Origin of the sequence: Tepidimonas sp. HKU77 (assembly GCF_049728535.1) — a bacterium.
Taxonomy (GTDB): Bacteria; Pseudomonadota; Gammaproteobacteria; order Burkholderiales; family Burkholderiaceae_C; genus Tepidimonas.
Genome location: NZ_CP187300.1, coordinates 1410707 through 1422730, shown reverse-complemented (window position 1 = coordinate 1422730; position 12024 = coordinate 1410707). Strand labels below are relative to the sequence as shown.

Sequence of the window (12024 nt, the reverse complement as noted above, 5' to 3'; positions counted from 1 at the left end):
CCGGCCGCTGCGGCACCGCCTCAGAAGCGTTCGTGCTCCCCCAGGTAGCGCCACTGGCCCGGCGGCAATGCCCCCAAGGTCACGCCGCCGATGCGCACGCGCTTGAGGCCCACCACGTGCAGACCCACCTGCTCGCACATGCGGCGGATCTGGCGCTTGCGGCCCTCGGTCAACACGAAGCGCAACTGCTCGGGATTGACCCACTCGACCTGGGCGGGCCGCAGCGCCACACCGTCGAGCGCCAGCCCGTGGCGCAACAGCGCCAAGCGCTGCGGCGGAAAGACCGCCTGCACGTTGCGCGCCACCACCCCCGCCGAACCCGGCGCCCCCCACTGCACGCGCACCAGATACTCTTTGTCCACCGTCGAGTGCTCGCCCACCAGCGCCTTGGCCACCCGGCCGTCTTGCGTGAGCACGAGCAGCCCCGTGGAATCGATATCCAGCCGGCCCGCGGGCGCAAGCCCACGCGCGTGGGCCGGCTGAAACCGCCGCCGCGACCGATCCTCGCACCAGCGGGTCTGTGGCCGGATCAGCGTGGCCGCGCTGGGGTGGCCGTCCTCGGGCTGACCGCTGACGTAGCCGACGGGTTTGTGCAACACGATCGTCACCCGCTCGCGCTGCTGGGCGCGGGCAGGCGCCGCCACGTCGATGCGATCGGCCTCGGTGACAGTCTGCCCCAGCGTGGCGGGGTGCCCGTTGACGCGCACCCAGCCACGCGCGATCCACTCGTCGGCCTCGCGGCGCGAACACAGGCCGAGGTCGGCCAAGCGCTTGTTCAAACGGATGGTCATGCCGCCACTGTACCCGACGGGGGCGCGGCGGGTGACCCCGTGCTGCGCCAGGTGCGGCACCAAGCCGCCCAGTCGTCCACCGGCATGGGCCGCGCGATGTGGTAGCCCTGCGCCTCGTCGCAGCCCAGGTCGCGCAGTGCCACCAGGATGGCTGCGTTTTCCACCCCTTCGGCCACCACCGACAACCCCAGGTTGTGCGCCAGGTCGATGGTGGATCGGACGATGACGGCGTCGTCGGCTGCGCGCTCCATGCCCATCACGAAGGAGCGATCGATCTTGAGCTCCTGCACCGGCAGCCGCTTCAGGTAGGCCAGCGACGAGTAACCCGTGCCGAAATCGTCGATGGACAACCGAAAACCCATCGCGGCCAGTCGATTGAGCGTCGCTTCGGCCCGCTGCGGGTCGTCCATGATAGCGCTCTCGGTGATCTCCAAACCGACCGCGGCCGGGCCGATCCCGTGGCGGCGCTGCCACGCTTCGAGCCATTCGACCAAATCGGGGGCCATCAGATCGCGCGTCGAGAGGTTGATCGCCACACGCAAACCGGGACTGGCGGCCTGCAGCCCCGGCCACTGGCGCGCGGTCTCTTCCACCATCCAGCGCGTCAACGCCCGCACGAACCCCGTCTGCTCGGCAAACGGGATGAACTGCATCGGCGGCACCAGGCCGCGCCGGGGGTGGTGCCAGCGCACCAACGCCTCGGCGGCAACCACGGCCCCGGTGCGCACGTCGATCTTGGGCTGCAGATACAAGCGCAGCTCGTGCCGGTCGACCGCCTGACGCAGGTCGCTCAGCAGCGACAGCGTCTGCGCGCTGCCGGCATCGAGCGCGGCGTCATAGCGCAAGCAGTGCTCGGCGCGCGCCTTGGCGGCCCGCATCGCAATCTCGGCCCGCCCGAGTAGCGTATCGGCGTCGGCGCCATCGTCGGGCCACACCGCAACGCCCATGCCCGCGCTCAAATCGACCGTCTGCTCGTCCAGCACGAGCGGCGCCTGAAAGGCCGCCGCAAGCCGCTCGGCCAGGGCCATGGCCGCATCGGCATCGGCACCCGGCACCAGCACGCAAAACTCGTCTCCGCCCACCCGCGCCAGCAGCGCACCCGGGGCGTCCACCACGTCGCGCAGGCGTTGGGCCGCGGCGCGCAGCACGGTGTCGCCAAACGCGTAGCCCAGCACGTGGTTGATGTGTTTGAATCGATCGAGGTTGAGCGTCAGCACCGTCAGCGGGTGGGACGGCGACCGTCCGTCCAACACCTGCAACAGCGCCAGCCGCAGCCGCGCCCGGTTGGGCAGCCCCGTCAGCGGGTCCTCGAACGCCAAGCGCTGAATGTCCGCCTGTTGACGCGCGAGGCTGCTGCGCATGGTCTCGAACCCGCGGGCGAGCGCCCCCACCTCGTCACCGCGGTCGGCGCCCTCCAGCGCCACCGCGGCTTCGCCGCGTTCCAGGGCTTGGGCTGCACGGGTCAGGGCACGCAGCGGCCGCGTTACTCGGCGCATCGCCGCCCAGTTGATGGCTGCAAACAGCCCCACACCCAGCGCCGCGACGACCAGCAGCAGCCACTGCAGCTGCCAAAACGGCGCCATCGCCTCGTCCACCGAGCGCAACAGCACGGTGGTGGCCTCGCCGTGCAGCGTATCGAGCGCAAAGGCCCGCGCCAGGTAGCGCTCGCCATCGAAGGTCAAGGGGCTCACCCCCAGCGGCAGCGCCGCGATCGCGGCGTGCCGCTGCGGCGGCCGCGCCACCCCGGTGCTGACCACGACCGCCGGCTCCTGCCCCGGCCCGTGGCCCACCACGGCCAACGGCACCGCGAATAGCTGATCCATATCGTCGGCCAAGGCCTGGTCGATCGGAAAACTCATCAGCACCCAGCCAATCACGAGTGGCGCGCGCACCGGCACCAGAACGAACTGGTAGGGCACACGGTCCAGCAGTGCGAGCACGCTCGGTCGCTGCGGCTGCTCGGCCAGCGAGCGGGCCACGGCCTGCAGCCGATCGTCCACTTGTTGCGGCGACAACGCGGTGGCGGGCAAGTCGGTGCGCGTGACGAGCCGTCCTTCGGCATCCAGAAAAGCCGTCAGCACCGACCCGATGCGCTCACCGTGGTTTTCCAGCGCCGACAGCACCGTCTCGCGATCCGCCGAGGCGACGGCCGTACGAAACCCGTAGTCGCTGGCCAGCAACTGGGCGCCCTGCCGCAGCCGCGCCGCGTTCTGGTCGAGCAACCGGCGCCAGACGCGCTCGCCCGTGGCCAGTTCCTTGGCAATGACGGCCTGCGCCTGCCGCTCGATGCCCACACGCACGATCGCAAAGACCACGGCCTGCACCAGCAACAGCAACACGACGCTGATGCCCACGATGCGCGGCGCCAGCCGGGTGTGGCGCCAGCCGTGCCGCCCGTCCGCGCGCGCGTTCAACGCCCCACCTCCGCCAACACCACGTCGACCACCACCGGGGCGCCGTCGCGTAGGGTCACGGCGCGGCGCACGCCGTTGGAGCCGACCGGCAGATCCGGGTGCCACACCACCAGCGCATAGGCACCGGCCGGGACCGGTGCCAGCCGCGTCGTGCCTTTGGGGTCCGTCAAGCCATGGTACGGGGTGTCCGCCACCACGATCCACCCCACCATGTGGTCATGGATGTTGCAGCCGAGCAACACGACACCGGCCCGGTCGAACACGACCGGGTTGGCGGGGGTGCCGGCATAGAGCTTGATCTCGAATGGCTTGGCCGGTGACAGCGAGTAAACGTGGTGCCGCACCGTGTCCTGGTTCGGAAAGGACACCGCCGTGCCACGCGTGACCACCAGCACTTGGGGATTGAACGTTTTGTCACGCTGAACCATCTCGACCCCAGTCAGAGGCGTGACCGCACGGGCGGCCTGGGGTGACTCCAGCATCACGACCGCCTCCGGCAGCGGCTGGCCGCGCGCGTCGCGCACCGTCACCCGCAACTCGGCGGCGCTGGCCAAGGTCGCCGCCAGCCAAAGCCCCACCACCAGCCAACGCCACATGGGAACACCGCCCGCGTCACGGCTCGATGGCCAGGCCACGCACGGCCTCGCCATCGCCCAGAGGGCCCAAGTCCTGCGCGCTGCCGCGGCCCAGGTCCACCCGCAGCAGCCGCGTCGGCGCGCCAGAGGCTTCCGCCCGCACAGCTGCGAATGCCGCGTTGTCGACGTCCGCGATGTCGAAGGCCGCGTCGGCCAGCGGGCCGGTGCCAAGCGGCCCGACGACCGTCAGCCCCCCAAGATCGGGCGACACGAAGGGTGAGGCATCTTCGTGCGAGCCTTGCATCAGCAGCAGCCCACGCGCATCGATGGCGTATTTGGTGGTCTTTTTCTCGTCCCGCGTGTTGTAGGTGTAGCCCGACGCCAGCACGCGCGGCGGCTGGGCGTCCGGCGCCCCAGCCACCCACTGCAAGTCGGCATCGCGCTTGATGAGCGCGGCGGTATCGGGGTGCACGCGCGCGTTGACACCCTGCGCGGTAGTGAGGCGCAGCCGGTCCACCGTTGGGTTGAAATCCACGCCCACTGGCCCTGGGGCCAGTGGCAAATCCGCGATTCGCCCCACCTCGCGCACCGCGCCGGTCGCGGTGTCGATGGTCAGCAAGCGGTTGCGGTCGGTCACGGCATAGAGCACACCTTTGGCCACACGAAAATCCATGCCAACGACGGATTCTCCCGATTCGAGTCCCTGCAGTGGGCGGCGCTGCACCACCTTCTGCGGGGCATCCGCGCGCACCTGGAGCAGGGTGTGCGATGCCGTCAGCACCCACAGCGTATGCGGCTGCGGTGCCCGTGCGGGCTGCGCGCTGGCGACGGTTGCTGCGAGCAACGATATGGCGGCAATGGCCCGCGCTACCCAGCGCGTCATCGGAGTCCACCCGCTCGACATCGGCATCTCCTTTCGTCGTTGAGTCACGGACACGGCTGAGGGAACACCTCCGGGCCCCGGCGTGACTGCCGCGCCCGGTCCCGCGCACCGCTGATATATCAATGTCATCTTATACGACAAAGCGCCGCCTGCTGCCTGCTGCGGTTGCGCCCTTGCGGCCCGCCCGACTCAAGCCTCACGACGGCAGTCCGGCGCGGCGCAGCATCTGCAGATCGAGCACCCGCAAGCCCCCATACTCCACCTGAATCGCGCCCGCCTGCTGCCAGCGCGCCAGCGCCAAGTTGACGCGCTGGCGCGACAGGCCCACCAGATACGCCAGCTCTTGCTGGGTGATACGCAGCACCTGCCCCACACCCGGAAAGAGACCCGGATGGAAAAGATTGGCCAGGCTGCGCGCCACGCGCACGTCCGGGTCGGTGATGCGGTCGATCTCGCGCGCGGCGATGAACTGCCCCAGGCGTTCGTTGAGCTGGTGCATCACGAAGCGGTTGAAGGCGATCGAATGGTCCAGCAGCCAGTGAAAGGTATCCACCGGCAACCCCGCCACGCGGCTGCGGCGCAGGGCCTGGATGTTGTAGCGGTAGGCCTCGCGCTTGAGTGCCGTGCCCTCGCCGAACCAGCCGCCCGGGGCCACACCGGTAAAGGTCATGATCGGCCCCTGGCTGTCGTCGTTGCTCATTTTGAGCAACCCGTCGATGAGGCCGAACCAATACGTCACCGGCCGCCCGACGCGGCAAATGTAGTCGCCCGCATCGGCCTCGCTGACCACGAGCGCATCCACGGCCCGCAGGCGCGCCTCGCCCTCTAGCCGGGTCAGCCAGGGGATGCTGGCGAGCTCGTCCTCGTTGAGCGCGCGCGCGCGCTGCCGCAGTCGATTGGCTTGGCTCACGGTGGTCCCTCGAACTCCCGCTGTGGTGTCGCCATTCTTCGCCCACGCTCTCCCGCGCCCGAAAGCACCTAGGGAAAGTCCCAGTTAGGGCAACCCCTAGATTGTCAACGGACAGACAGAACAGCGTCAAACGCACCCGTACATTTGCGGCAACACAGCGGCACCGCCTCGTGTTGACACGACCGCCGCGGCAGAGGAGCCTGTATGCAAACGACATTTCCCCGCCTGCTGATCCAGCACGCGAGCGCGCGCCCGGACGCGCCCGCCATGCGCGAAAAGGAATACGGCATTTGGCAAACGACCACCTGGCGCCAGATGCTCGACCGCGTGCGGCACATTGCCGCCGGCCTGCACCAGCTGGGCCTGCAACGGGGCGAGCACCTGGTGGTGATCGGGGCCAACCGCCCCAGCCTGTACGCCACCATGCTCGCGGCGCAGTCGCTCGGCGCCATCCCGGTGCCGCTGTACCAGGACGCCGTGGCGGCCGAATGCGTCTTCCCGATCAACAACGCCGAGGTGCGCTTCGTCGTCGTGGAAGACCAGGAGCAGGTCGACAAGATGCTGGAGATCCGGCCGCAGTGCCCGCAGCTTGCGCACATCCTGTTCGACGACCCGCGTGGGCTGCGCAATTACGACGCGCCCGGCCTGGCGGGGTTGAAGGAGATCGAGGCCGCGGGCGCCGTGTTCTGCCAGGAGCACCCCGACTTCTTCCAGGAAGAGGTGGAAAAGGCCCGCCCGGACGACGTCGCGGCGATGTTCTTCACCTCCGGCACCACCGGCAACCCCAAGGGCGTGGTGCACACCCACTTCACGCTGCTCAACCGCGCCGAAGTGGGCGCCAAGTTCGACAAGCTGACCGAAAAGGAAGAGGTCCTGGCCTACCTGCCGCCGGCGTGGATCGGGCAGAACATCTTCAGCTACGCGCAGTGGCTGGCGTGCGGCTACGTGGTCAACTGCCCCGAATCGGCCAGCACCGTGATGATCGACCTGAAGGAAATCGGGCCGACCTACTACTTTGCGCCGCCGCGCGTGTTCGAGGGGCTGCTGACCAGCGTCATGATCCGCATGGAGGACGCCGGCGCCCTCAAGCGCAAGCTGTTCCACACCTTCATGGACGTGGCCCGCCGCGTCGGCCCGCAGCTGATGGACGGCAAGCCCGTCGGTCTGGGCGACCGGCTGCTGTATGCGTTGGGCGACATCCTGATCTACGGCCCGCTGCGCAACACGCTGGGCTTTTCGCGCGTGCGGGTGGCCTACACCGCCGGCGAAGCCATCGGCCCGGACCTGTTCACCTTCTACCGCTCGATCGGCATCAACCTCAAGCAGCTCTACGGCTCCACCGAGACGGCCGTGTTCGTCTGCCTGCAGCCCGACCACGAGGTCAAGGCCGACACCGTCGGCGTGCCGTGCGAGGGGGTGGAAATCAAGCTGTCCGAGCAGGGCGAGATCCTGGTGCGCTCGCCCGGGCTGCTCAAGGAGTACTACAAAAACCCCAAGGCCACCGCCGAGGTGCTGGACGCCGACGGCTGGTACCACACCAGCGACGCCGGCTTCCTGGACAGCTCCGGGCACCTGAAGATCATCGACCGCGTCAAAGACGTGGGGCGCCTCAAGGGCGGGCCCAACGACGGCGCGATGTTCGCGCCCAAATATGTCGAAAACAAGCTCAAGTTCTTCTCGTACATCAAGGAGGCGGTGGCCTTCGGCGACGGGCGCGAGAAGGTCTGCGCGATGGTCAACATCGACTTCGAGGCCGTGGGCAACTGGGCCGAACGGCGCGGCCTGCCCTACGCGGGCTACACCGACCTGGCCGGCAAGCCGGAGGTGTACGCCCTGATCCAGGAGTGCGTGGAAAAGGTCAACGCCGACCTCAGCCGCGATCAGATGCTCTCGGGCAGCCAGATCCACCGCTTCCTGATCCTGCACAAGGAGCTCGACGCTGACGACGGGGAACTCACGCGCACCAACAAGGTCCGCCGCGGCTTCATCGCCGAGAAGTACGCGGTGCTGGTCGACGCACTCTACGGCGGCAAGACCGAGCAGTACATCGAGACCCAGGTCAAGTTCGAGGACGGCCGCACCGGCCAGATCAGCGCGACCCTGCGGATCGTGGACGCCAAGACCTTCGCCCCCCTGAAGGCCGCGGCCTAAAGCACGCGCCCGACGGCACTTCGACCTTTCAGGATGCCCCATGGCCCACAAGCAAATCGGTGACGTCATCCTCGACGTCCAGAACATCAGCCTGCGATTCGGCGGCGTCAAGGCGCTGACCGACATCTCGTTCAACGTCCGGGAGCACGAGATCCGCGCCATCATCGGCCCCAACGGAGCGGGCAAGAGCTCGATGCTCAACTGCATCAACGGCGTTTACACGCCGCAGGAGGGCAGCATCACCTTCCGCGGCCAGACGTTCACGCACATGAACTCGCGCCAGGTGGCCGAGATGGGCATCGCGCGCACGTTCCAGAACCTGGCCCTGTTCAAGGGCATGAGTGTGCTCGACAACATCATGACCGGGCGCAACCTGCGCATGAAGAGCAACCTCTTCCTGCAGGCACTGCGCATCGGTCCGGCCGAGCGCGAGGAAATCGAACACCGCGAGAAAGTCGAGCGCATCATCGACTTCCTGGAAATCCAGGCCTGGCGCAAAACGCCCGTGGGGCAGCTGCCCTACGGGCTGCAAAAGCGCGTCGACCTGGGTCGCGCGCTGGCCATGGAGCCGCAAGTCCTGTTGCTCGACGAGCCGATGGCGGGCATGAACGTCGAGGAAAAGCAGGACATGTGCCGCTTCATCCTCGACGTCAACGACGAATTCGGCACCACCATCGTGCTCATCGAGCACGACATGGGCGTGGTGATGGACATCTCCGACCGCGTGGTGGTGCTGGACTATGGCAAGAAGATCGGCGACGGCACGCCCGACGAGGTGCGCAACAACGAAGACGTGATCCGCGCCTACCTGGGCACGAGCCACTGAAGGAGCCCCGACGATGGCCTTTTTTCTGGAAACCCTCTTTGGCGGCCTGATGGCCGGCATGCTGTACTCGCTGGTGGCGCTCGGCTTCGTGCTGATCTTCAAAGCATCCGGCGTGTTCAACTTCGCGCAGGGCGCGATGGTGCTGTTTGCCGCGCTGGCGATGGCGCGCTTTTCGGAATGGTTGCCGCAGTGGTTCGGCTTCGAGAGCCTGCTGCTGGCCAACGTGCTGGCCTTCGCACTGGCGGCGCTGCTGATGTTCGCGCTGGCCTGGCTGATCGAGGCCCTGGTGCTGCGCCACTTGGTCAACCAGGAGGGCGCCACGCTGCTCATGGCCACGCTCGGTATCGCCTACTTCATCGACGGCCTGGGACAGACCATTTTCGGCAGCGACATCTACCAGATCAACATCGGGATGCCCAAGGACCCGATCTTCGTGCTCGAGGGCACGTTCGAGGGGGGACTGCTGCTCAATCAGGAGGACCTCTTCGCCGCCGGTATCGCCGCGGTGCTGGTGGCCGCCTTGTCGTTGTTCTTCCAGAAGACGAGCACGGGCCGCGCCCTGCGCGCGGTGGCCGATGACCACCAGGCCGCGCAGTCGATCGGCATCCCCCTCAACCGCATCTGGGTCATCGTCTGGTGCGTAGCCGGCATCGTCGCGCTGGTGGCCGGCATGATCTGGGGCTCCAAGCTGGGCGTGCAGTTTTCGCTGTCAACGGTGGCGCTGCGCGCGCTGCCGGTCATCATCCTGGGCGGGCTGACGTCGGTGCCCGGCGCCATCGTCGGCGGCCTCATCATCGGCGTGGGCGAAAAGCTCTCCGAGGTCTATCTCGGCCCCTACGTCGGCGGCGGCATCGAAATCTGGTTCGCCTACGTGCTGGCACTGGTATTCCTGCTGTTCCGTCCGCAGGGCCTGTTCGGCGAGAAGATCATCGACCGCGTGTAAGGAACTCCCCACCATGATCTACCGTGAAAATGGCCAATTCAAGACCAGCTACCGGGAGGACCAGCAGATCTTCCCGATTGCGCAGGACCGCTGGTTCATCCTGGCGCTGGTGGCGTTTGCGTTCGTCGGCGTGCCACTACTGGCCGATGAATACTTCTTTCGTGCCATCCTGATTCCGTTTCTGATCCTGTCGCTGGCTGCGATCGGGGTGAATATCCTGGTCGGCTACTGCGGGCAAATCTCGCTCGGCTCGGGCGCCTTCATGGCGGTGGGGGCTTACATGGCCTACAACGCCTTCATCCGCGTCGAGGGCATGCCGCTCATCGCCGCGTTGATCATCGGCGGCCTGTGCGCCACGATCGTGGGCATCATTTTTGGCATCCCCAGCCTGCGCGTCAAGGGCCTATATCTGGCGGTGGCGACGCTGGCAGCGCAGTTTTTCTGCGACTGGGCGTTCCTGCGCATTGGCTGGTTCACGAATAACAATCCATCGGGGTCGGTGTCGGTGTCCAATCTGAGCGTGCTTGGCTGGACGATCGACACCCCGATGGAGAAATACCTGTTCTGCCTGACGTTCGTGGTGGTGTTTGCGCTGCTGGCCAAGAATCTGGTGCGCTCCGCGATCGGGCGCGAATGGATGGCGATCCGCGACATGGACGTGGCCGCCGCCGTCATCGGCATCCGCCCGGTCTATGCCAAATTGTCGGCGTTCGCGGTCAGCTCGTTCATCATCGGCGTGGCCGGCGCCCTCTGGGGCTTCGTGCATCTGGGCTCGTGGGAGCCCGCCGCCTTCTCCATCGACCGCTCGTTCCAGCTGCTGTTCATGGTCATCATCGGCGGGCTGGGCTCCATCATGGGCAGCTTCTTTGGCGCTGCCTTCATCGTGCTGCTGCCGATTTTTCTGAACCAGTTCCTGCCCTGGCTGGGCGGGTTATTCGGGATTGCCATCTCGACAGCAACGGTGTCTCATACCGAGCATATGATCTTTGGCGCGCTGATCGTGTGGTTCCTGATCGTCGAGCCGCACGGTTTGGCCAAACTGTGGAGTATCGGCAAACAAAAGTTGCGCATCTGGCCGTTCCCACACTGATGCATGCCTTTTCCACCCCGTGCTTCAACCACCCAAGGAGACAGACCATGAAGCCACGTTCCGCCCTCCTCGCTGCCGCGGCAGCCTCCGCCCTTCTGTCCAGCGCACTGCTGGGCAACGCGGCCTATGCACAGGCCAAGGAGCAATTCTTCCCCGTGTTGGTGTACCGCACCGGCGCCTTTGCGCCCAATGGCGTGCCCTGGGCCAATGGCTTCGTGGACTACCTCAAGCTGACCAACGCGCGCGGTGGCATCAATGGTGTCAAGATCGTTTGGGAAGAATGCGAGACCGGCTACGCCACCGACCGCGGCGTCGAGTGCTACGAACGCCTCAAAGGTAAGAATGGCGGTGCCACAATGTTCCAGCCGCTGTCGACCGGCATCACCTTCGCACTGACCGAAAAGGCCCCCGTCGACAAGATCCCGCTCATCACCGCAGGCTATGGTCGCAGCGAATCGCAAGACGGCGGCGTCTTCAAATGGAACTTCCCGCTCGCGGGCACCTATTGGGTCGCCGCCGACGTGCTCATCCAGCACATCGGCAAGAAGGAAGGTGGCCTGGCCAACCTCAAGGGCAAGAAGATCGCGCTCGTCTATCACGACAGCCCGTTTGGCAAAGAACCCATTCCGCTGCTGCAGGAACGCGCCGCCATGCATGGCTTCCAGCTCAGCCTGCTGCCGGTGACTAGCCCCGGCGTGGAACAAAAATCCACCTGGCTGCAAATTCGCCAACAGCGCCCCGACTACATCCTGTTGTGGGGCTGGGGCGTCATGAACTCCACCGCGCTCAAGGAAGCCCAAGCGGTTGGCTACCCGCGTGAGAAGATGTATGGCGTGTGGTGGGCCGGCGCCGAGCCGGACGTCAAAGACGTTGGCATGGGAGCCAAGGGCTACAACGCGATCACCATGCAACACGGCGCCGAACCCAACGCCCCGTTCATCAAGGAGATCCTGGAGAAGGTTCACGGCAAGGGCCAGGGCACGGGACCCAAGGAAGAGGTCGGATCGGTGCTGTACGTGCGCGGCGCGATGAGCGCGATGCTGGCCGTGGAGGGTGTGCGCGCGGCGCAAGAGCGCTTCGGCAAGGGCAAAGTCATGACCGGCGAGCAGGTGCGCTGGGGTCTGGAAAACCTCAACCTGACGCAGGCCAAGCTCGACGCGCTGGGCTTCAAGGGCGTGATGCGGCCGATTTCCACCAGCTGCCAGGACCACATGGGCGCGGCCTGGGCGCGTATCCATACCTGGGACGGCACCAAGTGGCAGTTCACGAGTGACTGGTACCAGGCCGACGAGCAGATTATCAAGCCGATGGTGCGCGCAGCCGCGGACAAGTACGCGGCCGAGAAGAAGATCCAACGCCGCACGCCGCAGGACTGCCAGTCCTGATACGACTCGGGGGGCGCGACTTCCCCCCCCGGGTCCACCACGGGAGCAGCGCCCAT

General features: G+C 66.7%; 10 protein-coding genes. 5 read left to right on the top strand and 5 right to left on the bottom strand.

The features are described from left to right. Positions 1-20: 20 nt before the first annotated feature. The 5 genes from ACPP3B_RS06815 to ACPP3B_RS06795 form a co-directional block, all read right to left on the bottom strand. Positions 21-791, bottom strand: a complete 771-nt coding sequence (locus ACPP3B_RS06815; protein WP_366139707.1) for a pseudouridine synthase — start codon at positions 789-791, stop codon at positions 21-23. Beyond that, complete coding sequence (locus tag ACPP3B_RS06810) at positions 788-3205, bottom strand: putative bifunctional diguanylate cyclase/phosphodiesterase (protein WP_424860123.1); 2418 nt, start codon at positions 3203-3205, stop codon at positions 788-790. The genes ACPP3B_RS06815 and ACPP3B_RS06810 overlap by 4 nt, the downstream gene beginning before the upstream one ends. Beyond that, positions 3202-3801 carry a methylamine utilization protein gene (locus ACPP3B_RS06805; RefSeq protein WP_299019054.1) on the bottom strand — a complete coding sequence of 200 codons (600 nt, stop codon included), beginning with the start codon at positions 3799-3801 and terminating at the stop codon, positions 3202-3204. The genes ACPP3B_RS06810 and ACPP3B_RS06805 overlap by 4 nt, the downstream gene beginning before the upstream one ends. Positions 3802-3817: 16 nt before the next feature. Continuing rightward, entirely contained in the window at positions 3818-4663 is an 846-nt protein-coding gene (locus tag ACPP3B_RS06800) for a DUF4394 domain-containing protein (RefSeq protein ID WP_424860122.1), read from the bottom strand. Between the two features lie 196 nt (positions 4664-4859). After that, a complete protein-coding gene (locus ACPP3B_RS06795) occupies positions 4860-5573 on the bottom strand; it encodes a Crp/Fnr family transcriptional regulator (protein WP_424860121.1) in 714 nt (237 codons plus the stop codon). Between the two features lie 204 nt (positions 5574-5777). Between ACPP3B_RS06795 and ACPP3B_RS06790 the strand changes: the two genes are divergently transcribed. Genes ACPP3B_RS06790 through ACPP3B_RS06770 form a run of 5 tightly spaced genes read left to right on the top strand, consistent with a single transcriptional unit; the run spans position 5778 to position 11968 of the window. Next, positions 5778-7724, top strand: a complete 1947-nt coding sequence (locus ACPP3B_RS06790) for an AMP-dependent synthetase/ligase (protein ID WP_424860120.1) — start codon at positions 5778-5780, stop codon at positions 7722-7724. Between the two features lie 40 nt (positions 7725-7764). Then, a complete protein-coding gene (locus ACPP3B_RS06785; protein WP_424860119.1) occupies positions 7765-8550 on the top strand; it encodes an ABC transporter ATP-binding protein in 786 nt (261 codons plus the stop codon). 13 nt (positions 8551-8563) lie between these two features. After that, complete coding sequence (locus ACPP3B_RS06780) at positions 8564-9493, top strand: branched-chain amino acid ABC transporter permease (RefSeq protein WP_424860118.1); 930 nt, start codon at positions 8564-8566, stop codon at positions 9491-9493. Positions 9494-9506: 13 nt separating this feature from the next. Next, positions 9507-10583 carry a branched-chain amino acid ABC transporter permease gene (locus ACPP3B_RS06775; RefSeq protein WP_424860117.1) on the top strand — a complete coding sequence of 359 codons (1077 nt, stop codon included), beginning with the start codon at positions 9507-9509 and terminating at the stop codon, positions 10581-10583. A gap of 47 nt (positions 10584-10630) precedes the next feature. Then, positions 10631-11968 carry an ABC transporter substrate-binding protein gene (locus tag ACPP3B_RS06770; RefSeq protein WP_424860116.1) on the top strand — a complete coding sequence of 446 codons (1338 nt, stop codon included), beginning with the start codon at positions 10631-10633 and terminating at the stop codon, positions 11966-11968. The last annotated feature ends 56 nt before the right edge of the window (positions 11969-12024 follow it).

Bases quoted from the DNA above. Each gene is read 5' to 3' on its own strand.
- ACPP3B_RS06815 (WP_366139707.1), bottom strand. From the start codon at position 791: ATGACCATCCGTTTGAACAAGCGCTTGGCCGACCTCGGCCTGTGTTCG.
- ACPP3B_RS06805 (WP_299019054.1), bottom strand. From the start codon at position 3,801: ATGTGGCGTTGGCTGGTGGTGGGGCTTTGGCTGGCGGCGACCTTGGCC.
- ACPP3B_RS06800 (WP_424860122.1), bottom strand. From the start codon at position 4,663: ATGACGCGCTGGGTAGCGCGGGCCATTGCCGCCATATCGTTGCTCGCA.
- ACPP3B_RS06790 (WP_424860120.1), top strand. From the start codon at position 5,778: ATGCAAACGACATTTCCCCGCCTGCTGATCCAGCACGCGAGCGCGCGC.
- ACPP3B_RS06785 (WP_424860119.1), top strand. From the start codon at position 7,765: ATGGCCCACAAGCAAATCGGTGACGTCATCCTCGACGTCCAGAACATC.
- ACPP3B_RS06780 (WP_424860118.1), top strand. From the start codon at position 8,564: ATGGCCTTTTTTCTGGAAACCCTCTTTGGCGGCCTGATGGCCGGCATG.
- ACPP3B_RS06775 (WP_424860117.1), top strand. From the start codon at position 9,507: ATGATCTACCGTGAAAATGGCCAATTCAAGACCAGCTACCGGGAGGAC.
- ACPP3B_RS06770 (WP_424860116.1), top strand. From the start codon at position 10,631: ATGAAGCCACGTTCCGCCCTCCTCGCTGCCGCGGCAGCCTCCGCCCTT.